The 26,956-nt window shown below is 44.9% G+C and carries 25 protein-coding genes and 1 pseudogene; 13 read left to right on the forward strand and 13 right to left on the reverse strand.

Annotated features, from left to right (window positions below; translation table 11 throughout):
* Positions 1-59: 59 nt before the first annotated feature.
* The 7 genes from BV375_RS37435 to BV375_RS00600 form a co-directional block, all read right to left on the reverse strand.
* Positions 60-209: a hypothetical protein gene (locus tag BV375_RS37435; RefSeq protein ID WP_208099020.1), complete on the reverse strand. Its 150-nt coding sequence runs from the start codon at positions 207-209 to the stop codon at positions 60-62.
* Positions 203-643, reverse strand: coding sequence for a GNAT family N-acetyltransferase (locus BV375_RS00575; RefSeq protein WP_086756166.1), 441 nt, complete (start codon positions 641-643; stop codon positions 203-205). The genes BV375_RS37435 and BV375_RS00575 overlap by 7 nt, the downstream gene beginning before the upstream one ends.
* A gap of 31 nt (positions 644-674) precedes the next feature.
* Complete coding sequence (locus BV375_RS00580; RefSeq protein ID WP_086756168.1) at positions 675-1,673, reverse strand: aldo/keto reductase; 999 nt, start codon at positions 1,671-1,673, stop codon at positions 675-677.
* Positions 1,674-1,784: 111 nt separating this feature from the next.
* Entirely contained in the window at positions 1,785-2,438 is a 654-nt protein-coding gene (locus BV375_RS00585; RefSeq protein WP_086756170.1) for a dienelactone hydrolase family protein, read from the reverse strand.
* A gap of 99 nt (positions 2,439-2,537) precedes the next feature.
* Complete coding sequence (locus BV375_RS00590; RefSeq protein ID WP_086756172.1) at positions 2,538-3,980, reverse strand: NAD(P)-binding domain-containing protein; 1,443 nt, start codon at positions 3,978-3,980, stop codon at positions 2,538-2,540.
* Positions 3,981-4,067: 87 nt separating this feature from the next.
* Positions 4,068-5,606, reverse strand: coding sequence for an amidohydrolase family protein (locus tag BV375_RS00595; protein ID WP_086756175.1), 1,539 nt, complete (start codon positions 5,604-5,606; stop codon positions 4,068-4,070).
* 319 nt (positions 5,607-5,925) lie between these two features.
* Entirely contained in the window at positions 5,926-7,290 is a 1,365-nt protein-coding gene (locus BV375_RS00600; protein ID WP_086756178.1) for an LLM class flavin-dependent oxidoreductase, read from the reverse strand.
* A 637-nt stretch (positions 7,291-7,927) separates the two neighbouring features.
* Between BV375_RS00600 and BV375_RS00605 the strand changes: the two genes are divergently transcribed.
* Positions 7,928-8,359, forward strand: coding sequence for a deaminase (locus tag BV375_RS00605; RefSeq protein WP_086756181.1), 432 nt, complete (start codon positions 7,928-7,930; stop codon positions 8,357-8,359).
* A 37-nt stretch (positions 8,360-8,396) separates the two neighbouring features.
* Here BV375_RS00605 and BV375_RS00610 read toward each other — a convergent pair whose 3' ends face one another.
* Positions 8,397-8,816 (reverse strand): GFA family protein, encoded by a 420-nt coding sequence (locus BV375_RS00610; RefSeq protein ID WP_086756184.1) that lies wholly within the window; start codon positions 8,814-8,816, stop codon positions 8,397-8,399.
* Positions 8,817-9,144: 328 nt separating this feature from the next.
* On the opposite strand from BV375_RS00610, the gene BV375_RS00615 reads away from it, so the two are divergent.
* From BV375_RS00615 to BV375_RS00640, 6 genes and pseudogenes are all read left to right on the forward strand, one after another.
* Positions 9,145-10,764 (forward strand): FAD-binding protein, encoded by a 1,620-nt coding sequence (locus tag BV375_RS00615; protein ID WP_086756221.1) that lies wholly within the window; start codon positions 9,145-9,147, stop codon positions 10,762-10,764.
* Positions 10,761-11,186, forward strand: coding sequence for a ferredoxin family protein (locus BV375_RS00620; protein ID WP_086756186.1), 426 nt, complete (start codon positions 10,761-10,763; stop codon positions 11,184-11,186). The genes BV375_RS00615 and BV375_RS00620 overlap by 4 nt, the downstream gene beginning before the upstream one ends.
* 27 nt (positions 11,187-11,213) lie before the next feature.
* Positions 11,214-12,245 carry an ABC transporter substrate-binding protein gene (locus BV375_RS00625; protein ID WP_086756188.1) on the forward strand — a complete coding sequence of 344 codons (1,032 nt, stop codon included), beginning with the start codon at positions 11,214-11,216 and terminating at the stop codon, positions 12,243-12,245.
* A 141-nt stretch (positions 12,246-12,386) separates the two neighbouring features.
* Positions 12,387-14,016 (forward strand): annotated as a pseudogene (locus tag BV375_RS00630) (FAD-binding protein).
* Positions 14,017-14,262: 246 nt separating this feature from the next.
* Positions 14,263-15,132, forward strand: coding sequence for a CmcJ/NvfI family oxidoreductase (locus tag BV375_RS00635; protein WP_086756191.1), 870 nt, complete (start codon positions 14,263-14,265; stop codon positions 15,130-15,132).
* Positions 15,133-15,224: 92 nt separating this feature from the next.
* A complete protein-coding gene (locus BV375_RS00640) occupies positions 15,225-15,935 on the forward strand; it encodes an HAD family hydrolase (protein WP_208099021.1) in 711 nt (236 codons plus the stop codon).
* On the opposite strand, the gene BV375_RS00645 is transcribed toward BV375_RS00640, so the two are convergent.
* The 4 genes from BV375_RS00645 to BV375_RS00660 form a co-directional block, all read right to left on the reverse strand.
* Positions 15,869-17,287, reverse strand: coding sequence for an amidase (locus BV375_RS00645; protein ID WP_086756194.1), 1,419 nt, complete (start codon positions 17,285-17,287; stop codon positions 15,869-15,871). The genes BV375_RS00640 and BV375_RS00645 overlap by 67 nt on opposite strands.
* Positions 17,288-17,317: 30 nt before the next feature.
* Entirely contained in the window at positions 17,318-17,836 is a 519-nt protein-coding gene (pyrE, locus tag BV375_RS00650) for an orotate phosphoribosyltransferase (RefSeq protein WP_086756196.1), read from the reverse strand.
* A gap of 112 nt (positions 17,837-17,948) precedes the next feature.
* Complete coding sequence (locus BV375_RS00655; RefSeq protein ID WP_086756199.1) at positions 17,949-18,569, reverse strand: arsinothricin resistance N-acetyltransferase ArsN1 family B; 621 nt, start codon at positions 18,567-18,569, stop codon at positions 17,949-17,951.
* Positions 18,566-19,012, reverse strand: coding sequence for a hypothetical protein (locus tag BV375_RS00660; RefSeq protein WP_086756201.1), 447 nt, complete (start codon positions 19,010-19,012; stop codon positions 18,566-18,568). Before BV375_RS00660 ends, BV375_RS00655 begins: the two co-directional genes overlap by 4 nt.
* A 185-nt stretch (positions 19,013-19,197) precedes the next feature.
* Here BV375_RS00660 and BV375_RS00665 point away from each other — a divergent pair, with 185 nt between their 5' ends.
* Both BV375_RS00665 and BV375_RS00670 read left to right on the forward strand, forming a co-directional pair.
* Positions 19,198-20,085, forward strand: coding sequence for an NAD(P)-dependent oxidoreductase (locus tag BV375_RS00665; RefSeq protein WP_086756203.1), 888 nt, complete (start codon positions 19,198-19,200; stop codon positions 20,083-20,085).
* A 50-nt stretch (positions 20,086-20,135) separates the two neighbouring features.
* Complete coding sequence (locus BV375_RS00670; RefSeq protein WP_086756205.1) at positions 20,136-21,083, forward strand: zinc-binding dehydrogenase; 948 nt, start codon at positions 20,136-20,138, stop codon at positions 21,081-21,083.
* 168 nt (positions 21,084-21,251) lie between these two features.
* On the opposite strand, the gene budA is transcribed toward BV375_RS00670, so the two are convergent.
* Positions 21,252-22,022: an acetolactate decarboxylase gene (gene budA, locus BV375_RS00675; protein ID WP_086756207.1), complete on the reverse strand. Its 771-nt coding sequence runs from the start codon at positions 22,020-22,022 to the stop codon at positions 21,252-21,254.
* Between the two features lie 310 nt (positions 22,023-22,332).
* On the opposite strand from budA, the gene BV375_RS00680 reads away from it, so the two are divergent.
* The 4 genes from BV375_RS00680 to BV375_RS00695 all read left to right on the forward strand — a co-directional run bounded on the left by BV375_RS00680 (position 22,333) and on the right by BV375_RS00695 (position 26,640).
* On the forward strand, positions 22,333-23,133 hold the full coding sequence (locus tag BV375_RS00680; RefSeq protein WP_086756210.1) for an SDR family oxidoreductase: 801 nt from the start codon (positions 22,333-22,335) through the stop codon (positions 23,131-23,133).
* Positions 23,134-23,151: 18 nt separating this feature from the next.
* Positions 23,152-24,528, forward strand: a complete 1,377-nt coding sequence (locus tag BV375_RS00685) for an LLM class flavin-dependent oxidoreductase (RefSeq protein ID WP_086756213.1) — start codon at positions 23,152-23,154, stop codon at positions 24,526-24,528.
* Between the two features lie 5 nt (positions 24,529-24,533).
* A complete protein-coding gene (locus tag BV375_RS00690) occupies positions 24,534-25,907 on the forward strand; it encodes an LLM class flavin-dependent oxidoreductase (protein WP_086756215.1) in 1,374 nt (457 codons plus the stop codon).
* 139 nt (positions 25,908-26,046) lie between these two features.
* Entirely contained in the window at positions 26,047-26,640 is a 594-nt protein-coding gene (locus BV375_RS00695; protein ID WP_086756217.1) for a glutathione S-transferase family protein, read from the forward strand.
* Positions 26,641-26,956: the final 316 nt, after the last annotated feature.

Consider the following 26,956-nt stretch of genomic DNA (forward strand, 5'->3'; position numbering starts at 1 on the left):
ACCGAATTGATAATTTTCAACTACGCTTAACTTGAAGAATAGAGGGAATCTCATTCAGTTCATTGATGATTGCATCTGCTTGTTTTGCCTCCATCCAGTGTGGACTGCGTTTCCAAATCGCCATCATTCTGTGCTGTGATGAATTGCTGAATCGAGGTATCGCGATCGAGCAATGTTCCATCGAAATCGAAAAGAACTGATTTCACCATTCATTGTTTTGTGCGGTTGGCACTCGACCCATTGGAATGACATTCATTCCTCTGGAAATGTAGTTATTAAATCGCTCACGCAATAAGTCTGGAAGCTCAATCAGTGAAACTTCTTGAAACCCTACTTGTTGATAGAACGATTTCAAATGCTGCCACGGAATACAGTAACCAACTCGATCGGCAAATTGCTCAGTACAGGCTTGAAGTAGCTGCGTGCCAACACCTTGACGCTGAAATGGAGCTAATACCTGCATTCCCCGAAGCACAAAGAAACCAGTATTTGGACACAAACGTACTGCACCAACTATTCTCTCTTCCAATTGAGCAATGAAGATTAAGGCTTCCTCACTCAGATCGCCTCCGTAACCACACTGATTGTAAAAAGCTTTAATCTTTTCAGCATCATGCAATTTTGCTTGGCTAATTTTCAGCATATCGCTCTATAAAATCGCTGGGTTAGCAATTTTAGCGCACAGCATCTCCCCTACGATATTCAACTGTGATATCGTCTAGCTTTTGTTTTAAATTGTCGTCGAGTTTTACTTCCACTGCTTTGAGAGTGTCAGCAAGTTGTTCTGGACGGCTAGCACCAATAATCGGGGCAGTGATAATTGGATTTGCCAAAACCCAAGCCAGTGCTAGAGTAGTGAGTGACAATCCAGCCAAATCTGCTACTGTGCGTAATTCCTCAACAGTATTAAACTCGCGATCGTGCCAATAACGTTCTTGATAACGTTCAGCAGCCGCACCCAAGGTAAAACGAGTTCCAGCGGTGGGGCCTTGAGTAAGATTGTGTTTCCCAGTAAGCAGACCACCCGCCAAAGGATTGTAGGGAATTACACCTAGCCCTTCTTCTTGCGCTAGGGGCAAAAGTTCTCGCTCAATTTCACGGAATAACAGATTGTAGCGGGGCTGAATCGAGACAAAGCGAGTCAAATTCCGCACATTAGCGCGACCTAAAGCGCGGCTAAGTCGGTAAGCTAAGAAATTAGAAACCCCGATATAACGTGCCTTACCCGCCCGGACTATCGTATCAAGGGCTTCTAGAGTCTCATCCAATGGAGTTGAGGCATCATCAGAATGCAATTGATACAGATCGACATAATCAGTTCCCAAGCGTTTGAGGGAAGCATCGATCGCATCTAAAATATGTTTGCGCGAAGCACCCTGATCCCAAGGTGCAGGGCCAACCTTGCCTACAGCTTTGGTAGCCAGTATAAAATGTTCGCGTTTGCCTTTGAGCCAGCGTCCAATAATTTCTTCGGTGCGTCCGGCTGTGGCAATTCCACCGCCCAGGGGATAAACATCGGCTGTATCGAGAAAGTTGATACCAGCATCGGCGGCTGTGTCAAGGATTACCCTGGAAGTTTCTTCATCAGTCTGCAATCCAAAGGTCATCGTGCCAAGAACAAGGCGCGAAACAATCAATCCAGTTTTACCGAGATTCGTAGTTGGTAAAGTCATAGTGATGTTTGTATGTCGTTAAATTTTGATAAGTCGGGGTGTTCAGATCCCCGACTTCTTCAAAGAAGTCGGGGATCTATAAAGTCCTCCTAGTTTTTCCTTTTTGTACCCTCAGACAGCTACAGATGCGCGACGGCTTTGTGATACTAGCCATTGTTGCAACTTCGAGTCGCTATATACCTCATCGGCAATAAAATGATCGCCATCAGGTAGCACTGTAAAATCTACTGTCCCCCCCACTCCGCGCAAGGTAGCGACAATCTGCTCTGTATCCTCAATCGGTAGTTTTTCGTCTTTTCCACCTTGGAATATTTGGATGGGAATTTCTTTGAGTGCAGCTAGTTGGCTTGCTTCTAATGTCTTGGGTACACGACCTGATACTGCTACCAAACCAGCGAAGCGCCCAGGATGAGAAACAGCGATATGCCAAGCGCCAGCTGTACCTAAGCTGAACCCAGAGATAATTACACGGGACGGATCGATGGGTTGGGAGGCGATAAGTTCATCGAGCAAAGCAATGACATCTGACTCGCGCTCTACCCAGGTTTGCCCTTCAGGAAGTTGGGGGGCTGCAAAGACATAAGGTAATGAGGCTGACACATCCACGAAACGAGGTAGGCCCCATTTTAGCAGTACATTTAGATCGTTGCCGCGAGCGCGCGCTCCGTGCAGAAACAACACCAAAGGTGCGGGTTGATTAGCATTGTCAGAGACAGGTGAGAAAATATAAGGCAATGAACTATTGCTGATGTGTTGGACAGGCATAGTTGTAACTCCTTTAGAGATTGGGAAAAGGGTAAGGGGGAAAGGGAAAAAACATTCCTTTAACCTTTTCCGCTGTTTCCCTGTGCATACTACGCAGACTCAGCTAACCCCCGCCTTAGCTGGCTGTTTCCAAACTGCGGCGGCGTACAGTGAGTCTTCAAAGTCGGGGGCGATGTTATCGCTGGTGATGCGTGCTTCGTGCTTTTCCCAATCGTTGAAGAACAAGTCGTGGCTGATGCGCGATACTATTGCAGGCACATCACGGCGAATGCTGGGTACATCACCAATTGGCAGTCCGAAGCTGACGAAACCAGCAGGATTAAATACATGAATATCTTTCAGATAGGGCGCAGTGCCAGGTACTTTCTCTAAGTATTCGTGGGCGCTACCGAGGTAAGGGTGCGTTCCCAAATCGTCGTCGCGCTGGTCGGCTGGGGCTTCGTAGCGATCGCGCCACAAGGCGATATGCTGTGCAAAGTCGGCTAGTTCGGAGCGCTTTGTCGGGTCAACGAAGTAACCAGTACCAGCGATCGCAAAATCAAACTCAAAAGTATTATCGTTCGCTTGGGCGACGATACGCCCGCCCTTTTCCTGCGCTGATTTCCAAGGTGCAGATAGGTGCAGGTGGAAATTGGGAAAGGCGATTACTCGCTCAATCGCATCCGGTGGTGGTGTGGAACCTGCCTGGCGAAAGCGCCATGCCTGGAACCAGCGAGCTGCATCGGGCAGTTGTGGATAATTGTAGTAAGCACCAGGATAACCCCGCACCCGAATCACTGGCAGAGATGCGATCGCCGAGCGCCGTGCAAACAAATGTACCGCCTTCGCTCCTGATTCTAACGCTACTCCTGCTGCGTCAAAAGCTGAAGCCGCCGCACCCAGCACTGCTACAGTCTTACCGCGCAGTGCTGCAAAATCGATAGCATCAGCAGTATGTGCATACAGCGTGCGTGATACATCAGTTAGTACTGGTGGGATGTATGGGCCACCAGTACCAGCCACACCATTAGCAAAGATAATTTTGCGTGTAGTCTCCACCTGCGGGACACCGTTTACCTCAAGGTGCAGGCGAAAGAAACCTTCAACTGGCTCAACTCGCACCAACTTTGTCCGGTAGCGAACCTGAATACCAAGGAACTGCCGATACCAGCTGAGGTACTCAGCCCACAATACTCGTGGAATGCGGTCAATTGCCGTGTAAGCCTCAGCACCATGCCGCGCTTCGTACCAAGCTTGAAAAGACAATTCCGGAATGCCTAATTCCGGGCCGGGTAGGTTCTTCGGTGTGCGAAGCTTTTTCATCCGCGCTCGCGTCAGCCACACACCTGCATGAGCTTCGTCCTCGGCTGCATCGATTACCGTGACGCGACCAATGCCTGCACGCCGTAGGGCAAATGCAAAGACACTACCGCTACCACTGCCACCTACTATTGTGACATTGTGGTCAATGCCTGGGCGATCGCTCACCCAGTTTTCTGGATCGGGGCCGATTAGACGTAGTGCCTCACGAGCGCGAAAATCGAGGTCAGTCGTTGTTGTCATATCAATTTCCCATGCTGGATGAGGGGACAAGGGAGTGTGGGAAGTGTGGGGAGTTTTCTTCCCCATCTCTTCCCCATGCTCTATCCCCTATGCCCTAACAAAGCTCTTATCTACTTGTGGTAATTCGATTTGAGCTACCTTGGATTCAATCGCTGTACCCTTGAAGAAATTCGGGTTAGCTTCGGTGTAGAACTTGTAGGGATTAGCGAATACATAAGCTTTGAAGTCAGCTTCAGAAATTACGCCTTCTTTCACTAGCTGCCAGCTTTCTGCTAGAGGATCGGTCAGATCGGGTACATCCCAGTGACCAACATCAGAGGAATAGATGGCGTTAATCTTCACACTCAAGGGATTGGCTTTGTCATTAAATGCTGCTGCTATGGTGCGATCGTCGGACTCGGAACCAAAGAAGAAACTGTTCACCCAGCGATCGCGGATATCTTCTATTGTTTCAATCCCGGCTGCTGCAAAATCCTCTAATTCCTTACCAACTGGTTGACGGCTATGACGGTTGAAGGAAGAACCTAGCACAGACTTGACTAATTCTTCTTTGCTGAGGGAATGTCCTTGAGTGATTTCGCCACCGAAGCGTTCAAACAACTCGAACAACTCATCAGCATTAGTGAGGTCTGGGTTGTAGTTTTGCAGTGCTTTAATATTGCGCTTGGAGAAACGATCCACTAAATGAATATAGACGTGAGCACCCCAATCTGCGCCACCTTCGAGCATCCCGACGCGCAACTGTGGAAAACGCTTGGTTACACCACCAAAGAACAGCGACTTGGCAAATGCTTGGGAACCATCGGCAAAGTGACCGATATGGTTGTTCATGTAGTTACTGATCGAGGAGCGTCCAGTCCAACCTTGACTGCCGTAATGGGTAGTAACTGGCACACCTAATTCAACAGCTTTAGCCCAGAATGGATCGTAGTCGTATTCACTGTCTAGTCCGTAGAAGTCGATATAAGAGGCATATTTGGCAATTTCAGGAAATTTATCGGCTGGATATTTATCAGCGATCGCCTTAATTGGCCGTTTCACACCACCAGGAATATTTGCAACTTTTAGCCCTAGGGTTTTTACGGCAAACTCTAACTCCTCAATGGCTTCTTGAGGATTACCCATCGGGATACCAGCGACAGGTGTCAAGCGATCGCTATATTTACGATAGATATCAGCATGATAGTGATTAACTGCCCGTTGCAATGCTTGACGGTTCTCTGGACTGGCTCCAGCTGGTGCTAAGACATTATTGGGAAACAGCACCGAATAATCTGATCCCTGTTCCGCCTGACGTTCATACAGCAGTTCCGGGAGGATGTATGTAGCGAGATCCAGAGTATTTTTGGTCACTCTCGCCCACCAAGGCGATCGAATTGTGCGGTTGCGTTGACGTTCTTCAGGAGTCTGTTGATACCAGTCTTTACCGTCTGTTTTAGAGTTGAGACGAGAGGATTCCGCCTTCCGCAATTCGTCCACAAGTTTCGCACCGCCGTAATTAGCGATGTAATCTTCCAAAGCCGGTGTGAAATCATTGGTGTGAACGTCGGTGTCGATTACTGGATAATCTAGAGTTGCTCTGATTGCGGCGGAGGGTGAAGTTTTCAATCTGCTATATTCAGTCATGTTTTTTTCCTTATTTTTGAGTAAGATTTTCAGGCTATGTAGAGAATTTGGTACACCTCAAACTGGAGGCGATCTGCAAAAAGCACGCTTTAAACGGTATGGTTTAAGCATCTGTAAAAAATCCTGAGTAGCAGGTGCTTAGTATTTAATGCTTTTTCTCTAAAATCCGGCTACACGCAAATGAGTTAATCACTCCAAATCTTTTAATATACAAGGGTGTGTTATGCCGGAGGCTAACGCACCAACCGAGATTTTCGGTGCGTTAGAAGTAAAGTCCATAAAGCACCCTACCGAATACTTCTTGCTAAGTGTTGAGTATTTACGCCAAAACCAATCTCTCATCTGCTTTTTTAGCAGCAAAACGATTACCTGGACGACGCAAACCAAGGTTTTCACGCAAGGTACTACCCTCGTATGCAGTACGGAAAAGTCCACGTTTCTGGAGGACAGGAACAACTAAATTAACGAACTCATCTAACCCTGTAGGCAGTATCGGCGGCATGATATTAAAGCCATCTGCCGCACCGTTGTTGAACCATTCTTCTAGTTGATCGGCAATGGTTTCGGGAGTACCAAGTATGGTGCGATGCCCTCGTGCGGTAGCTAGAGAGAGGTACAACTGACGCAGTGTGAGAGTGCCACGAGTAGCCAGATCCTTAACTAATTTGAGACGGCTCTTGTTGGTGTTGGTGTCAGTTGGGAGTTCAGGAGCCAAATCATCTAGAGAATATTTCGACAGATCCACACCCTTGTAATAGTTCTTTAAAATGCCCCAAGCTACATCAGGATGGATCAACGATTGCAGAAATTCGTACTTTTCTTGAGCTTCTTCCTCAGTGCGGCCAATGATGGGGAAAGCACCAGGCATAATTTTGAGGTCATCTGGAGAGCGTCCATATTTTGCCAACCGACCTTTAACGTCGGCATAAAATTCCTGTGCATCAGCTAAGGTTTGATTGGCAGTGAATATTACCTCGGCAGTGCGTGCGGCCAAATCCCGCCCAGCTTCCGAGGCTCCAGCCTGCACAATCACTGGGTAGCCTTGGGGCGGACGACCAACGTTTAAGGGGCCTTTAACAGAAAAATGTTTGCCTTTGTGGTTGAGTATGTGTAGTTTGTTTGTATCGAAATAAATCCCAGATTCTCTGTCACGGATGAAGGCATCATCGTCCCAACTATCCCACAGTCCTTTTACGACTTCCACAAACTCTTCAGCGCGTTCATAACGCTGGCTGTGTTCTGGGTGATGCTCAAGTCCGAAATTAGCTGCGGCATTATCATTGCCTGTGGTGACTACATTCCAACCAGCTCGTCCTTTACTCAAGTGATCTAAGGAAGCAAACTTACGTGCAAGGGTGTAGGGTTCTTCGTATGTAGTCGAGGCGGTGGCTATGAAGCCAATGTTTTGAGTTACTGAAGATAAAGCAGAGAAGAGGGTGACAGGCTCAAAATGGACAATTTTACCATTGCGACTCTGATGTTCAGGGGCGCTACCCCAGACTCCTGGGCTATCTGCTAGAAAAACTGCATCAAATAAGCCGCGTTGAGCAGTCTGGGTAATTTCCTGATAATGCTCAAAATTCAACCCAGCATCTATTTGTGAATCGGGGTGTCGCCATGCAGAGACATGATGTCCAGTGGCTTGAATAAATGCACCTAAACGAAACTTACGTGTTGTACTCATCTGCTTTTTTCTATTCTTAGTAGTGCGATCGCTAATGCAGCGTATAAGTAGAACGGTGTGGAAAAACAAAACTATGTTAAGAAAAATCAAGTAGGCTTAAACCCTCTTCCCTTCTGCCTCCTGCCTCATCCCAACGGTAAATCTTCACGCCGACCTACTCAGCAAATGGTTTTTCAGATAACATCAGTCATTATTTGACTGCTGCTACAAAAGTTTGGCTCTTTCCTAACTGCTCAAAACTCATGTATTAACCCTGATAGCCTGACACATCTTGGTCAAACCCTCATGAATAGCACTTAAGTGACTTATGAGAAGGTGAAAGTTTAAGCTTTCAACTGCTGACATATACCCAAAAAATACTTGTATTTGGATGGCAGATTTATAAAATCCTTTTACTGTAAAGCTTTGAGCTAATCGTGTCTGGCACTCAGGCATTCACCTAATTACTAGACACTTAAGATAAAGCTTAAACAATACATCCAAAAAAATATGTAATGGAAAACACAAGTATTATGATATACGAATTATTAGATTATCAAACATTAAATATTGCAAACTATTTAGGAGCGATAAAACGATGGTTTGAGATGTACTGCTCGTGGCGATCGCATCCTGCAATAAATTAGCATTCAAGAATATGGACGATAAATTTATGCTGGCGGCTTTAGCTCAAAGCCGGAAAGCTTTACCAGAATGCTTACCCAACCCACCAGTAGGTTGTGTCATCGTCCATTCTGGCGAGATAGTAGCCGTAGGATATACGCATTCGCCTGGAAAACATCATGCGGAAGCAGATGCACTCACTCAGATTCAAGGTCAAGATTTACAGTTTTTGCAAATGTACGTCACTCTTGAACCTTGTTCTTTTCAAGGGCGTACACCTTCTTGTGCTTTGGCGATCGCAACAGATCCGCGCATTCAAGAAATATATCTCTCGATAGTTGATCCAGATCCTCGCAATAACGGTAAAGGATTAGATATTCTCAAAGCAGCAGGGAAAACAGTTCATGTCGGTTTATGTGCTGATGAAGTGACTGCTTTTCTTCAACAATATTTATTAAGGAGTTGAATTACAGATGTAACCCATCCTGTCTGATCTAAGACAGTCATACATGATAGCGATTTCGGGAAAACCCAGATAGAGCAGGATCAATATAAGCCCAAGATACTGCTGAATCAGTCCAGATTTGATCCATCGGCTTAACCCACTCGGGATTGTCCAGACTTCCTGCTTTGAGCCAGACGAATTGCGGCTTTGCTGGCGCTCTCGTAAACAGGGGTGAACCGCACTCTGGGCAGAATTCGCGAGTGATTGTATTGCCACTGTCTCCTGTTTTTGTATAACTTTTAACTTGACCTGCTACGAGATGCAGCGCAGCTGATTGCAGACGAACCCCAACATTGAAAGCGCTACCCGTGGTCTTTCTACAATCTCGACAGTGGCAATAATTCGCCGTTCCTAGTTCTCCGTCATACTCGTATCGCACATAGCCACAAAGACACCCTCCTGTAACAAGTTCAGTCATACTCTCTCTACTGTGTTAGTTCACCAAGCTTAGAAACGTTCCAAGCAGCCAAATTTTTAGCAAACCTAATTATTAGGTTTACATAAATTTATGAAACCATATATTTTATTGTCTAAGGGCTTGAAATTTACCTATTGCCATGTAATACTCCTAAAGTAAACACCGTTAAATCGGTCAATAAACAGTATTTTACAAATTTTGGAGCAAGTACTGTACGGCTAAATTATTCACATCCTTGTAATAGTCATTCACAGATGACTTCTGTGAGCTATGTTTTTTGTTTGGTTGCTAGTGCAAAGTAAGTGTTGCAAATAAAAGGGTGAAGCTCGTGAGCGCAAATCAATTAGCATCTCTTGCAGTATCTACCAACGATCTAGATTTGGAAACCGATGTCTTAGTGATTGGTGGTGGCCCTGCGGGTGCTTGGGCTGCTCATAATGCGGCGGCTAGTGGAGCTAGGGTTGTGTTAGTAGACAAAGGCTACTGTGGTTCTAGTGGCGCAACAGCAGCAGGTGGTACTAGTGTCTGGTATGTCTCCAACGCAGAGCAACGGGAAACCGCAATGGCTAGCCGGGAAGCGCTAGGAGGATTTTTATCAGAGCGTTCTTGGATGCGACGAGTTTTGGCTCGGAGTCAAGAGAATCTGCATTGGTTAGGAAATTGGGGTTATCCTTTTCCTTCCGATCAACAAGGGCAACCCTATTATCGATCGCTTCAACAAGGTGCAGAATATATGCGCCTGATGCGGAAGCAAGTCAAGAAAGCCGGAGTGCAAATTCTCGACCATAGCCCCGCCTTAGAATTGCTTGTGGATGACGAAGGTGCGGTTGCTGGGGCGAGGGGAATTCGCCGCCAAGCTGGTGGAAGCTGGCAAGTACGAGCTGGGGCGGTAGTGATTGCAACTGGTGGTTGTGCTTTCTTGAGTAAAGCCCTGGGCTGTAACGTCCTGACAGGAGACGGTTATTTAATGGCAGCAGAAGCCGGGGCACAACTGTCGGGAATGGAATTTTCTAACGCTTATGCTCTCACTCCAGCCTTTGCATCTGTAACAAAAGGCGCTTTCTATCGTTGGGCAACCTTTACCTACGAAGACGGCACAGTAATTGAGGGTGCTGGCTCGCAACGAGGGCGCTCTGTGATTGCCAAAACATTACTAACTCAGCCAGTGTACTGTAGTCTACACGAAACACCAGAGGAAGTACGAGCCTGGATGAGAACCATTCAGCATAATTTTTTCTTACCCTTTGATCGCAGTGGTATCGATCCCTTTACCCAACGTTTCCCGGTTACCCTCCGCCTAGAAGGAACAGTCAGAGGTACGGGCGGGATTCGGATTATAGATAATTCTTGCGCTACTTCCGTACCTGGACTTTATGCAGCTGGCGATGCGGCAACTAGAGAATTAATTTGTGGTGGCTTTACAGGCGGTGGTAGTTACAATGCTGCTTGGGCAATGTCTTCTGGATATTGGGCAGGGGAAGCAGCAGCAGAATATGCACGGAAATTAGGAACTAATGCACATCAACGACAAGTAAGTTCAATTGGACAGGCAGGAGTATCAAACAACGATCGCACTTTTGAGCCGCAAGAAGTGATTCGTGCTGTGCAAGCAGAAGTAATACCCTACGATCGCAATCTCTTCCGGACTGAACGCGGTTTGAACGATTCTCTGGAGCGCTTGCATAGTGTCTGGAAAGAAGTCCGACATAGTAATGCCCCAACAGAAAACCAAGCATTACAAGCACGAGAAGCGGCGGCGATGGTAGCCACAGCTCGTTGGATGTATACTTCAGCCCTAGCACGGAAAGAAACTCGCGGTATGCATAAGCACCAAGATTATCTTCAGGAAGATCCCAAACAACAATATCGCCTGATTAGTGGTGGCTTAGATACAGTCTGGGCAAAGCCTGAACAAGAAGTAATCAACAGGGAGTTAGTAGCACTGTGATTGAACTAGTCAGTGAATCTCGCTGCATCCAATGTAATCTTTGCGTTACAGCTTGTCCTACTAACGTTTTTGATGCAGTACCGGGACGTGCGCCCAAAATTGCCCGCCAAAGTGATTGTCAAACCTGCTATATGTGCGAACTTTACTGCCCAGTAGACGCATTGTACGTTAATCCCAACGCTGAGGAATCAGTACCAGTGGATGAAGAGACTTTGGTAGCAGCTGGGTTACTTGGTAGCTATCGGCAAAAAGTAGGTTGGGGAAGAGGACGGACACCAGCCGCTAAAAACGAGAAGTCTGCTTATTATTACCCAGCCATGCTGAACAACAGTAATCTCGCTACCGATGCTCAGGGTAGAATTCTCCCTTGGGGAACGCAGTCATCTACAGAGAAGGCAGAAAACGTCAGCAATACACCTTGAAAATTAACTGTTACACTATGTCAGTTTATGAGTTTCCAAGTATTTGAGCGTAATTTTTGCGCTCGCCTTTTAGCTTCAGTTACATCTGTTGTTCTTTTACTCACCCTGACGAGTTGCGCTGCTGAACCGAAATCCGACGCCTCAGCCGCAACCAAAGCCAGTTCGACAGAGGTAAAAAAACTAGTTTTGAGGGTTGGCTTCATTAGCACTGAAAGTAAACTACCTATCGGGCCTGAAGGCTGGGCGATTGAAAAAGGGACATTGACTCCAGCACTCAAAAGCTTGGGTGTAACAGAAGTAAAATTCTTCCCTTTTAATGGTGGACCAGCACTCAACGAAGCCCTCGCAAGTAATCAACTAGATATGGGTTTGTATGGAGATACTCCAGCTTTAGTTGGTAGAGCCGCCGGACTTAAAACCCGATTGATCAATCAGACACGGGTGGGTCAGAATGCCTGGTTAGTCACCAAGAAAAATGGCCCGCGTTCAGTGGCACAACTTAAGGGTGAGAAGATAGGAGTGGCTAAAGGTACTTATCCTCATCGGTATTTACTAGGGCTATTGGAAAAAGAGGGACTCGCCAAGGATGTGAAGGTAGTGCAAATTCCCTCTGCTGATGCGAAAGCCGCACTAGAAAGAGGGGATATAGCCGCTTATCCATTTGCGATGGGAACAGGGCCTACAGTAATTTCTCAAGGATTTGCTTCGATCGATCAAGCCAAAGATCATCAAGGATTGGTAGGAACAGGGGTGAGTATTGTTACCGAAGAGTTTCTTTCTCAGCATCCAGATCTACCACAAAAGTGGAATCAAACTCGGCAGCAAGCTTTGCAAGAAATTAAAGCTAATCCTGAAGCATTTTATCAGTTTGCAGCTAAAGCCAGTGGTGATGGGCCATTGGCAGTGGTGAAAGAGTCTTATCCACTCAATCTTTATCCTAATGAGCCGTTCACACCAGAAGGGTTAAAACTTTTGAATTCAACTAAGCAGTTTTTAGCCGCTCAGAAATTGTTGAAGTCAGATTTTGAAATTAAAGATTGGCAAGTTTCAAGTCCTTAAATTTCTGCTAAAAACTACTCTCGCTAACTTGTGGATAAAGGGAAAAGGGTGATTTACCCTGACTCTTTATCCCTTTCTCTAATTTTGGTTTTGTCTAACGCAGAGATGTAGAGAAGAATACATATATAAGGAGTAAAGTTTGTGAATAATCATATCCGTAAAGAGCCTGAAGACTATATTTCTAATCTCAATTTGATAGCAGATGTATTGGTAATCGGGGGTGGCCCGGCTGGAACTTGGGCAGCTTGGAGTGCAGCTAGTAGTGGCGCAAATGTGATTTTGGCTGATAAGGGTTACTGCGGTACGAGTGGTGCAGCCGCCGCTTCGGGGAATGGTGTGTGGTATGTGCCACCAGATCCCGAACAACGAGAAGCAGCAATGGCGAGTCGGGAGGCGATGGGAGGATTTCTGTGCGATCGCAATTGGATGACGCGTGTGTTGGATCGCACCTATGACAATATCAATTCTCTTGCAGATTGGGGTTATCCTTTCCGCGTTGATGCTGATGGCACAGTCATTCGTCGCTCTTTACAAGGGCCGGACTATATGCGGTTTATGCGGAAAAAGATTAAGCAAGCAGGTGTCAAAATTTTAGACCATAGTCCGGCTTTAGAGTTGCTTGTCGATGCAGAAGGTGCTGTAGCTGGGGCTAAAGGCATCAATCGCCAATCTGGAGAACGCTGGACAGTCCAAGCCGGAGCAGTTGTAATTGCTACTGGTGGTTGTGCTTTCTTAAGTAAAGCCCTCGGTTGTAATGTGCTAACTGGAGATGGTTTGTTAATGGCGGCTGAAGCTGGTGCAGACTTCTCTGGTATGGAATTTTCTAATGCTTATGCGATTTCTCCCGCTTTTTCTTCAGTTACTAAGACTCGTTATTATGACTGGGCATCTTTTACCTATGAAGATGGTACGGTAATTGAAGGTGCAGGTTCTAAGCGCGGTCGTTCTGTGATTGCCAAAACTTTGCTGACTCAGCCAGTTTATGCACGCCTCGACCAAAACATGGATGAGGAAACTAAAGCTTGGATGCGGTCTTCTCAGCCTAATTTCTTTGTGGTCTTTGATCGCGCTGGAATTGACCCCTTTACCCAACGCTTTCCCATCACTCTACGCTTAGAAGGAACTGTGCGCGGTACAGGTGGCATCAGAATTGCAGATTGATTACACCTGCGCTACCTCAGTAAATGGCCTCTATGCTGCGGGAGATGCGGCAACTAGAGAGTTAATTTGTGGTGGCTTTACAGGTGGAGGTAGTCACAACGCAGCTTGGGCAATGTCTTCTGGCTACTGGTCTGGACAATCGGCGGCTACTTACGCTTTGAGTTTGGGAGAGAAAGCAGCATTGCGGAGTGTTCGCGGTGTTGGTGAAGCTGGATTGCAAGGTGCAGGGAATAATCGCTTCTCACCAGAAGATGCGATCGCAGCTACCCAAGCTGAAGTCTTCCCCTACGATCGCAATCTCTTCCGTACTGCAACAGGTTTAAGCGCATCCCTAGACAGACTCAATGACCTCTGGCAAGAAATCCGGAACAGCCAAACTCCGGCTGATATCCAAATTGTGCGATCGCGGGAAGCTGCGGCAATGGTTGCTACCGCTCGTTGGATGTACAACAGCGGTTTGCAACGCCAAGAAACCAGAGGAATGCATAAACGGGAAGATTATCCCCAGCAAGACCCCAATCAGCAATATCGAATACTAAGTGGTAGATTAGACAAGATTTGGGTCAAACCTGAGTCAGCAGTTGCAAAGCGGGAATTAGTTGCAGTCTAATCTTGTGGGATTGCTTACTAATCAAATTCTCTCTGCGTCTCTGTGGTTAAATAAATAGCTTATAAACCACAGAGGCACAGAGAACACAGAGATTAAGAGGTTATTTTACCTTGCACTCAACTACAAATTGCTAGAGAAAGTCTCTATGAGGCTAAATGTATTCACATAGGAACTCATAAACTGGCAGATAGTTAACTTAGGCAAACAAGTAGATTTTTCAATTTACAATCCAAAAAGGTATGACCTATGAGCTTAAATAGCCAAGTTCTAGACAGACCGATTTCTGAGGATTTGCCATACGTAGAGGCTAACCTCACATACCTGATTCCGATGACAGAAAGACTTGTCAACTACACATACGAACCACCATCAGGCATTCCCCGCACGAATGGCACATATCAATCACACAAACTGCCAATCTACAATGCTCGTTCTATCTCCGATAATATTTTGCTAGATCGAGAAGGTTTTGGTTTTACTGGACATACTACCAGCGTCCGTAACTTTTATGATGAAGACGAAATTCGCCAAGTTTATTACCCAGAAGCAGAACAGTTATTAAAACAGGTGACTGGTGCAACTGAGGTAGTAATATTCGACCACACCTTGCGTAACGCCGAACTGATGAAGCAGGACATCAATAACGGCATTAAGGAACCTGTGAAGCGCGTACACAATGACTTTACTGCTAAATCTGGCTATACACGCGCCCGTAGGGAATTAGCAGCAAGAGGTATAGATAACATTGACAGCCTGTTGCAACAACGGTTTGCCATCATCAATGTTTGGCGAGGAATTGGCGACACAATTCAAGAGTCACCATTAGCAGTATGCGATGCTCAAAGTATTGCACCAACAGACTTGGTAGCTAGCGATCTAGTGTACCGCGATCGCGTCGGTGAAACCTACGCCATCACCTACAACCAACAACATAAGTGGTACTACTTCCCGCAAATGCAAAGGAACGAAGCCCTATTTATCAAGTGTTTCGACTCTGCTGAGGATGGACGCGCACGCTTTGCAGCCCACACTGCATTTGAAGATCCAACTAGCCCACCAAATGCATCTCCACGGGAGAGTATAGAATTGCGGACATTCGTTTTCTATCCTGCATAGTTCAGTAGTTCTTAATTAAAAATTTGTAGGTTCACAATCAATATATTGTGAACCTACAAATTTTCTGTATTTGACTGAATAGAGTGAATACGATGAAATTAGTCATGTTTGACATTGATGGCACTCTTACTGAGTCGAATAACCTGGATAATGAATCATATTTACATGCATTATATGAAGTATTTGGTTTTGCCGAAGTATCAAGTGACTGGATGTCATACACTCATGGAACAGATGCTTGTATTTTAAAGGAAGCCTGTCAAAGTAAACTTGGTCGCCTTCCTTCATCTAAGGAAGTTGAGGCATTTCAACAGCATTTTTTAGAATTACTTATGGATGGTGCAGAAGCAAGTGGTGGAGTAAAAGCGATACCAGGTTCATCTTATATTTTGAAACAGCTCCTTGCATCTGGTGACTATCAGGTAGCCTATGCTGGAGGAGGTTGGGCAGCATCAGCAATATTCAAGTTAAAATCTGCTCATCTTCCCATTGATCGTATTCCTTACGCTTTCTCGGATGATGACGATTCGCGTGAGGGAATAATGGCGATCGCGCGTTCTCGAGCCGAAACGTATTACAATCAGCTTTTCTATGAAGTTGTTTACATTGGGGATGGTGTTTGGGATATTCGTTCGGCTCGCAAGTTAGGATATTCATTTATTGGTATTGCCTCAGACGATGCAGCTCAAGCATTATTCAACCAGGGAGCAACTGATGTTTTTCCAAACTATGATGACTACGAAAGTTTTTTGGTAGCCTTAAAAAAGGCTACAGGCATGACGAAAGGTGAAACAATTTCATAAGCTTTAGCTGCTTGCAATACTAGTAAATCTCTATATTTGGCAGCGACAATTTGTATACCTACAGGTAAACCATTTTTGGTGAAGCCACAAGGTACAGATGCCGCAGGTTGCTGTGTGAGATTAAAAGGATAAGAAAAGGGCGACCAATCTCGTTGGGGATGATTAATATATGACGGGGGTCTATTTTGTCCAACGGGAAAAGCAACTACAGGTAAAGTGGGAGTAATCAGTAAATCATAGTTTTGGTGAAAGCGTTGTAGATGTCTTCCTAACGCTTCACGAGCATCTTGAGCGCTGAGATATTCTGCTAGTGTAATGCGATCGCCTTCTTTAGCAATAGTCTGCAAACCTTCTTCAATGACGGCTTGTTGTTCTAGACTAAAACCACGCAGTAACTTGGCTGCACCCACTTTCCACAAGGTTTGGAAAATACTGCGGGGATTGGCAAAACCCGGATCGACTTCTTCGACAACAGCACCAAGTTTGGCAAACACATCGACTGCGGCTTTAACTAAAGCGGCTACTTCTGGCTCAACATCAGCGTAGCCAAAGTTGGGACTGTAAGCAATTCGCAGCCCCGCTACACCCCGATCTAAATTCACAGTATAGTCTTGTTGCGCATCTGGTAAAGCATACCAATCACGCACATCTGGATGGGCAATGACATTCAACGTAACGGCTGCATCGGTAACAGTGCGAACCAGAACGCCAATATGAAACAAAGTTCCAGTATGGGCTGATGGATAACCAGCCACACGTCCAAAAGTAGGTTTGAAACCAAACACACCTGTTAACGCTGCTGGTGTTCTTGACGATCCGCCGCCATCTGTACCGAGATGAAGTGTTCCCAGCCCCAATGCAGCAGCGACAGCCGCCCCGCCGCTACTACCTCCGGGAGTAAGTTCTGTATTCCAAGGATTGCGAGTGATACCAGTCAGGGGACTGTCAGTGACACCTTTCCAACCAAATTCTGAGGTTGTGGTTTTTCCAAGTAATACTGCGCCCTGTTCCCGTAAATGTGCTACCGCTGGTGCATCTTCTTCCCAAGGTTGATTGGTGTTAATTGCTTTACTTCCTCGGCGTGTGGGTAAACCTTTAGTTAACAATAAATCTTTGGCAGTAAAGGGTATTCCATCCACCAAGCCCAGGGGTTTACCATTTAACCAGCGCACTTCTGAGGCATAAGCTTCAGCAAGAGCTGTCTTTTCATCTACGATCGCAAAGGCATTAACTGAGCTATTGTAAGTATTGATTCGCTCTAAGGCTGCAATGGTAACTTCAACTGGTGATAATTGGCGATCGCGGTATAGCGATAACAGTTGAGAAGCTGATAAATCGGCAATTTCTGACATATTTTGAGGTTGAATAAGAATTAGCGATTTTTAGGTAGGTAAGTCACGACGCTTGAGCAGAGAAAGCAGTACGATCCCTTCAGCTAAGAGTTTGTCAACAGCACCTTCCTCGCGATCGATAACGCAGAGTGCGTAATCAATTTCAGCCCCAAGTTGACGAAGTTGATGGGCTGAGATGATGATTTGACCACCAGAAGTTACTACATCTTCTACAATCAGCACTTTTCGATTATTAATCTGTGCACCTTCCGCTAATCGGGAAGTTCCATATTTTTTCGCTTCTTTTCTTACGAAAGCAGTAGGTAAGCCAGAGTAGTGTGATAAGAGTGTCACTATAGAAATAGCACCAAGTTCAAGACCAGCCAGTACTTCAGTATCGCTGGGAATGAGATTAACCATCTGCTTCACAATAGCATCAAGTAAGCTCGGATTTGCCTCGAATTGATACTTATCAAAGTATTCACTTGATATTCGTCCAGAACGCAGTTGAAACGATCCAACAAGATGTGAAACTGTATAAATTTGCTTGGCTATTTCACTTTTAATCATTTCGGTTTCAGAGCTTTTGGAACTTTCATGTATTTAACCTTGTTTCCAAAAATTTGCTGTGTCTGATTTAATAACTTGATATTAAATGGCTGAAAACTTGTATTAGTTAAACTCACAGCAGCAAAATTCCACTTGTTAAAGCTTCATCCCACAGAGGCGATTTTTGTACTGCTGATACAGAAAGAGGTGGATTTATAGATTGTGTAGAACTGTTGCTATGAGTCAGGAAAGATTGCTCTGGTTGGAGAGATAATTGCCAGTAACCTACATCATGCCACTTACCAAATTTAAACCCTACTCGCTGAAACACTCCTACAGGTGCAAAACCTACAGCTTCATGTACAGCTACACTGGGTTGATTGGGTAAAGCGATCGCCGCCACCACATTATAAAATCCTTGGAGTTGCAGTAATTTAAACAACGCCGTATACAAAGCTTTGGCAATTCCTTTGCGGCGATGATTAACACCAACGTACACAGAAGATTCTACAGACCATTGATAAGCTGCACGGGTACGATAGGGACTAGCATAAGCGTAACCTACAACCTCACCATGAATTTCGCAAACTAACCAAGGCATCTGCTGTTGATAGCTTTTGATCCGCTGTTGAAATTCAGTTTCGCTGGGTGGATCTACCTCAAAGGAAATTGTCGTTTCGCGGACAATTGGTACATAAATAGTCAGCATTTGTAATGCATCGTTTACAGTAGCTAGTCTGATTGTCGTCTTCACTGCAATACTTGTCTTCTAGCAAACCAATGAAATAATAAAGCCGTTCCCAACCCCCAAGCACCATTAACTAATAAAGCTGTAATTATCGCTGGTAGTTTCCAACCTCCAGCTATAGGCAAACCTTTTAATGGTGCAACAACAAACCAGGCAATTAGTGTCGGTGCAACTGCACCAAAAATCAGCGCTGCTAACCAATAATTTTTGTTTACTTGCCAACGTACTGTAATTGCTGCCCAAACTAAACCCCAAATTCCTCCCCAGAAAGCACTTGAGAGAAATTGTGGTACACCAAAGGGCTGTGTGGGTGTAGTTTGATAGGCTGGACGCTGGGCAAAGTTAATGGCGTGTAGTAGCGTGAGTAAACCTTGATGAAATACCAGTACTGCCAGAAAGCCAGCAATAAAAGCTAGGATAAATCGATATACTTCTGCTTTTTGAGTCATTTAATTACTTGCTTCCTTAGAACAATTTGTGATAAGTTCCTGTTAAGCAAAGTACGGTAACTCAATCAGCTTACCGTACTTTAGGTCATAACTCAATCTCCAAACCCATGCTGAACCACGAGTACTGGGTGTAGAGACAAACGAAGCCATTACTTATTGAGCAGCATTTTGGAAGTAAGCTTTCCATGCAAATTCAAACTGTTGGTATTTTAAGTCCGGGCGACATGGGGCAGGCGATCGCATCTGTACTCAATCAACATGGATTGAAAACCATTGCTGCTTTGGACGATCGAAGCGATCGCACTCGACAATTAGCCGCAGCAGCCTACATCCAAGATGTGGGTTCTCTAAAACAACTGGTAATTGAATCCGATGTGGTCTTATCAGTTCTAGTTCCCGCAGCCGCCACTGAAGCAGCAGAACAAGTAGCTGAAGCTATAGACAGCGTTGGTAAAAGTATTTTATATGTTGATGCCAACGCTATATCACCCCATAAAGTCAGAAGTATTGCCCAAATTATTGAATCCAAGGGCGGGGACTTTGTCGATGCATCAATTATCGGCCCGCCACCACGAGTTCCCAATCGCACCCGCATCTATGCATCCGGAAAAAAGGCAGTTGAACTCCAGCAACTGCGAAATTATGGATTAGATATTAGGGTAATTGGCGAAGAAATTGGTCAAGCTTCAGGTTTGAAGATGTGCTACGCAGCTTTAACAAAAGGACTAACAGCAATTGGCACAGAATTACTAATTGCCGCCCATCGTTTAGGTTTAGATCAACAACTATGGGATGAAGTATCGACTAGCCAACCAGAATTAGCAAAAATCCTTACGCGTTCCCTGCCATCCATGACACCAAAAGCACATCGATGGATCGGTGAAATGGAAGAGATTGCAGACACATTTGCAGCCTTAGAATTGACCGATCGCATTTTTCAAGGTGCAGCTGATGTTTACCGCTTAGTACAACAAACCTCCTTGGGTAAGGAAACACCAGAAGAAAGCAAACGCGATCGCCCACTACCAGATATCATTACTACCCTTTCCCAAGAATCTTTAAAGAATCAATAGTCATTAGTTAGTTTTATTATCCCCCTCCCAATAAATCAGGTCTTCTCAATATGAGTAAAATACGTGCCGTTGTAGTCGATCCCAATGTATCCGGACGTTTGGTACTGCGTGATGTAGATGCACCTACCCCAGCTGCTAATGAAGCCGTGATTCGAGTCGCAGCCATTTCCTTGAATCGGGGAGAAATTAGACGTTCTACCACCGCAGAAGCAGGTTGGCGACCTGGTTGGGATTTGGCAGGTGTGGTAGAAACCCCAGCTGCTGATGGTTCCGGCCCAGCAGCTGGAACAAGGGTCGTGGGGTTACTTCGTGCTGGCGCTTGGGGAGAATTGGTCTCAGCCCCAACCCATTCACTAGCACAATTGCCACCCTCTGTATCTTTTACTCAAGCTGCTACATTACCCGTAGCGGGTTTAACTGCCTACCACGCTCTGCTCAAAGGCGGTTCGATTTTAGGAGGCTCAGTATTAATTACAGGTGCATCGGGTGGTGTAGGTTACTTTGCAATTCAACTAGCACGGCTTAGTGGCGCAAAGGTAGTGGCACATATTCGTCGCCCAGAATACGAGTCTTTCGTTAAAGATGCTGGCGCTCATTCTGTAATTATTGGTGAGAACATTTCACCAAATGACGAATCTGCTCCCTACGACTTAATTGTTGAGTCAGTAGGTGGCAACACCCTGGGAACAGCCCTCAGTTTATTGGCACAAAATGGGACAGTTGTTCTGTTTGGCACATCAGGGGAAAATGAGGTAACATTCAATGCTCAACGATTTTATGGAACTGGTGGTGCAAGTTTGTACGGTTTGATTTTGTTCCACGAATTACAACGAGAATCAGCAGCAGTTGGACTCCAACGACTTTTGCGTTTAGTAGAAGCCGGTCAATTGCGTCCTCATATTGATGTTGAAGCTGAGTGGACACAAATAGCTGATGTTGCCCAAAAATTATTGGACAGAACCTATCCTGGCAAGGCAGTATTGAACATCTCTAAATAAATAAGTCGGTGTAATTAAAAATAACTGGCGTACTCCTTTAAGGAAGCAAGCTACGCGTAGCGTCTCCGACAGGAGAGGGTCGTCATTGGTTACCTCTACTCCATCAAATTTAGTGTATTTGTGTTACAGAAATATTTTTGAAACATTAAAACACAAACAATTTTGACTTCAGTTTTTACCATCTCCTAAATCAGCTTGCTCTAATGCAGCCGTCTTGGGTAAATTTACCTCAACATTAGATATAGCAGCAATTTCTACTTTAGTATTTTGAAATTCCCCATCTAAAAGATGCCCACCTGTTTTACGATCTGCTGTAAGAAAATGGAAATGATACCCGTTAACATTGACTCCTTGCATATAAGACGGTGTAAGAAAGCCAACCAAAGTCCCATTGATGTTTTTTAATTCAAAAATAGATTGTGTTTTAATTGCATCTGCTAAACGAGGATATGGTGGAGTTTGTTTCGGGACACTTCTAAATTTGAGGTAAGGGAATTTTCCTTGAATGCGAATAGCATAAGGATAATTTTTTGTTAGTATTTCTTTATCTAAAGTTTGTTGCAGTTGCTGATAATTCAACTTTTCTGCCAAGTTAATCAATTTCTCTGATTTAAAAAAAGTAACAGTTGCAAAAGGACTTTTTGTAGAATCAGGAACAACAGAAGCAACTCCATTTGATTTAATTTGATAAAATTTGCTATCAAATCCAATCATTTCTCCATCTAGATCGTTTACTGTCCCTAAACCAAAATTACCGTGCTTCTTTAATTCTTTGAAAGTAGTAGTTCCTTCAAAAATCCCCGCCGATAGAGCAGTAAATGTAGAAGCTTGAAATAAGTTATTTAATGGTATATTCTGCTGTGTTTTTGCAGGCAGAATCATACCTAATAATACAGTGAGAGTTAAAATTGTTATCAATGCATAACGCTTGAGTTTCATAAAACCGTAGTGCTCCTCATCATATTTAATCGATGCGATACATTGGGCAAACCGCTAAGAGGGTCTACGCCAAGGTTAGATTTACTACATTTAGCAAATTTTATATACTTAACCTTAGTTGACAGGGTACTTAATTATTCAGAATATTCTCTGATGTGTTTGCTAAATTTAATTAAATACTAAAAGTCTATCAATTTACCGTATGTTATAAATATCATTAACCTATCCGCAGGATTATGAAGTAGAGAAGGACTAGGTTATCTGTTGCAGGCAGTAGATATTAGACCAAACACATCTAGGAATTCATCTCATGAGCTTAGATTTACAACTATCAGGTAAAACAGCAATTGTTACAGGTGGTAGTGCGGGTATTGGTTTAGCGATCGCCAAATCTCTCTATAGTGAAGGTGTGAATGTAGCGATCGCAGCTCGGAATCCAGAACGGTTAGAGAATGCCGTCAGCACGATTCAATCCTTACCCACACCAGGGGCGAAAGTCATTTCTATAAGTGCCGATTTAACTCAGGCAGAAAGTGTCGAGCGAGTTGTTTCCACCACATTGGCACAGTTTGGACAGATTGATATTTTAATCAACAATGCAGGTTCAGCCCGTGCAGGCTCTTTCTTGGAGTTGAGTGATGATGCTTTTTTGGATGCTTGGAACCTGAAATTACTAGGTTATATTCGTTTAGTTAGAGCCGTTGTGCCCCATCTCAAAAGTCGGCGTGATGGGCGAATTGTCAATATTATCGGTGGTGCTGGACGCACACCTCGACCAGGATTCCTTCCTGGCGGTACGACCAATGCAGCTTTATTGAACTTCACGCGCGGCATCTCTAAAGAACTAGCCAGAGATAACATTCGCATTAACGCCATTTCACCCGGTCTGACAGCAACAGAACGTGCAGAAACTTTGGCACAGCAAAATGCTCAGGCTCGTGGTGTGAGTGTTGAAGAAATTAAAACAGAATCCTTGCAATCTATTCCTTTAGGGAAAATCGTCAAACCGGAAGAAATAGCTGCATTAGCTTTATTTTTAGTATCTGACCTGGCCTCTTCGATTACAGGTGCAGAGATTCTTGTTGATGGTGGGCATACCCCTGGTGTTTAGATACTGACAAATTTCGCAATGACTAGAAAAAACAAACAACTGAGACTAGGTGCATTTCTACATCCGACTGGACATCACATAGCAGCTTGGCGACATCCTAACGCTCAGGCCAACCCTCTTGATTTTCAGCATTATCAGCAACTGGCACAGACAGCCGAACGCGGAAAATTTGATATGATTTTCCTTGCAGATGGGGTAGCTGTACGAGATCGCAATTACGATCCAGAAGTGTTGAGCCTTAATGGTAAGCTCGTACACTTTGAACCCCTTACCCTACTGTCGGCCTTGTCCGCAGTCACCGAAAATATTGGCTTAGTGGCAACAGCCTCTACCACCTACAACGAACCTTTTCATATCGCTCGCAAGTTTGCCTCACTAGATTATTTAAGTGGTGGTCGTGCTGGCTGGAATGTTGTCACCTCTGGTACAGAAGCCGAAGCCAAGAACTTCAACCGAGAACAGCACTTAGAACACGCACTACGCTACGAACGTGCTAAGGAATTTGTCGAAGTCGTCACTAAACTCTGGGATAGTTGGGAAGATGATGCTTTCCTGCGAGACAAAGACTCAGGGATTTACTTTGAACCTGATAAGTTGCACGTTCCCAACCACAAAGGCAAACATTTCTCTGTACGCGGCCCTCTCAATGTTGCTCGTCCTATCCAAGGGTATCCAGTGATTGTGCAGGCTGGATCTTCTGAAGCTGGTCAGGAACTCGCCGCCGAAACCGCAGAAGTGATATTCACAGCCCAGCAAACTCTCAAAGAAGCACAAGAATTCTACGCCAGCGTCAAAGGAAGACTGGCAAAATATGGACGTTCTCCTGAGCATCTCAAGATTATGCCAGGGATATTCCCAGTAATTGGAAGAACTGAGCAGGAAGCGAAGGAAAAGTACGAGCAACTTCAAGAGTTAGTTCATCCGCAAGTGGGACTGGGATTATTAGCATGGGTATATGGTGGCAAGGATTTATCCGGCTACCCTTTAGATGGGCCGCCGCCAGAATTTCCTGATGATACCAACGGTAGTAAGAGCCGCTTGAAGCTGGTGTCTGATTTGGCAAATAGAGAAAACTTGACACTGAGAGAATTATACTTGGCGATCGCAGGTGCAAGAGGTCATAGAACTATTTGGGGCACACCGCAACAAATTGCCGACCAGTTAGAAGAATGGTTTTTAAATGATGGGGCTGATGGCTTCAACATTATGCCGCCTTATTTATCTGGTGGTTTAGAAGAGTTTGTAGATTTAGTCATTCCCGAATTACAACGCCGCGGTCTATTCCGCACAGAGTACGAAGGTCAAACCCTCCGCGAGAATTTGGGATTATCCCGGCCAGTAAATCAGTTCACCACAATTGCCAACTCCTCTGAATTAGCAGGTGTATCCGCATAAAAAAAATGAGTAAGAAAAAACAACTTAAACTAGGTGCATTTCTCCCAGACGCAGGCCATCATGTAGCAGCTTGGCGACATCCCCAAGCCCAAGCAGACGGAGGACTGAATTTTCAGCATTACAAACGACTCGCACAGACAGCTGAACGAGCTAAGTTTGACATGGTTTTCCTCGCAGATGGTTTAGCCGTCTGGGATCGAGGACAAGGGAAAGAAGCTTTTAGCCGTTCGGGACAATTCAGCGTCCATTTTGAACCACTAACTTTATTGTCGGCTTTGTCTGTGGTGACAGAGCGTATAGGTTTAGTAGCAACAGCATCAACTACATACGACGAACCCTTTCACCTCGCTCGTAAGTTCGCCTCACTAGATTATCTTAGTGGTGGTCGTGCTGGGTGGAATGTTGTCACTTCCTCTGCTGAAGCCGCAGCGAAAAATTTTAGCCGAGAACAGCATTTAGAACACTCACTCCGCTACGAGAGAGCAACAGAACTTTTAGAGGTTGTCACCAAGCTTTGGGATAGTTGGGAAGATGATGCCTTTATCCGCGATAAAGAATCAGGCGTTTACTTCCATCCTGAGAAATTACACATTCCTAACCATAAAGGTAAAAATTTCTCGGTACGCGGCCCGTTGAATGTCGCCCGCCCCATTCAAGGGTATCCGGTGATTGTGCAAGCTGGTTCCTCCGAAGCTGGTCAAGAACTCGCCGCCCAAACAGCAGAGGTCATTTTCACAGCGCAACAAACTCTGGCGGAAGCACAGGCTTTTTACTCCAGTGTCAAGGGTAGATTGGCTAAATATGGGCGTTCTCCCGAACATCTCAAAATTATGCCTGGTGTATTTCCGGTGATTGGCAAAACCGAGCAAGAAGCCAAGGAGAAATACGAGCAACTTCAAGATTTAATTCATCCGTCAGTGGGATTGGGCCTGCTTTCCAGCCTAATAGGTGGGCATGATTTAACAAAATATCCCTTAGACGGGCCGCTACCAGATCTGCCAGATACCAACGGTGGCAAAAGCCGTTTGCAACTCATTAAAGACCTTGCTCAAAGAGAGAATTTAACTATTCGGCAACTATATTTATGGATTGCTGGCGCACGCGGACATCGCACAATTCTTGGTACACCAGAGCAAATTGCTGACCAGCTAGAAGACTGGTTTATTAACGATGGGGCTGATGGATTCAACATCATGCCACCTTGGTTACCTGGTGGTTTGGATGAATTTATCGAGTTTGTCATTCCCGAACTGCAACGCCGGGGTATATTCCGTACTGAGTACGAAGGGCAGACTCTGCGAGAAAATCTTGGTTTACCTCGTCCGGTTAACCAGTTCAGCAAAGTTGCATCCCCTGAACTAGCTGGTGTTTCTACATGATTTTACTAGGTTGATTTATAGGTAATGTATGAAAAGTATCTTGTAAAACATCAATTTCATTAAAAAATCACCCCCTATCTCTTTGATTGCAGAAGGGGGAAATTCAGTCTAGTTGTATCAAAAAAAGTCCCACTTTTTGATGAAACTCTTCTATACACCTAACTCTCCTTTCGCACGCATAGCACGGGTAGCTGTATTGGAACTCAGACTTAGCGATCGCATTCAAATGCAAAAAGTCACGGTACGAGATCCGAACAGCAATCTACTGAATTACAACCCTACAGGTAAAGTTCCAACGCTAGCGACTGACGATGGATTTATCTTGAGTGAAACGCGCATAATCTGTGTTTATCTCAATCACTTAAATCCTAAAATCAAACTAATCGCTGACATTTCTCATGCTTTTTTACAGCAACTTGAAGGTATAACAAGTGGATTTCTAGATGGGATTGCTGTCTGGGTGCGGGAGATCAGGCGATCGCGCAATGAACAATCACCAGGGATAATCGAGTTAGAGCGCGCGCGAGCCTTGAGAGTTTTAGACTACTTCGAGAAGATTTCAGATAAACTTGACCAAACTCCTAAGCTTGCTCATATCAGCCTCGCGTCTGCATTGGGATTAGAAATTTGTCTTCCGGAACTGCAATGGCGACAGAACTATCCTCAACTTGCTCGTTGGTATGATGAATTTTCTGAGCGACCATCTCTGCAAATGACTAAACCAGATTCCTAATTCAACCTGCCTATTTTGCTATGCGGTTAATTGTGAATTAACGCTCTTTAATCACTCTCGTGAGATAAAAATCTGCAACCCTTATTATGCCGAACTTTTATAAATTTAGGCGTAGGTTGGGTTGAGGAACGAAACCGAATGGCACTAAGTTTAGTTACTTGTTGAGGCAAGCTGGGGGAGCAGGGGGAGACAAAAAATAAGTGTATTCTTGGGTTTTATAGTATTAAGAGTTACTAAAAATTACTCTTTACTTCCCCAGCCTCCCCAGCCTCCTCAGCTCCCCCAGCTTATCTTCGTGACATTCGGAACGAAACCC

The organism is Nostoc sp. 106C (genome assembly GCF_002154725.1).
Classification (GTDB): Bacteria; Cyanobacteriota; Cyanobacteriia; order Cyanobacteriales; family Nostocaceae; genus Aulosira.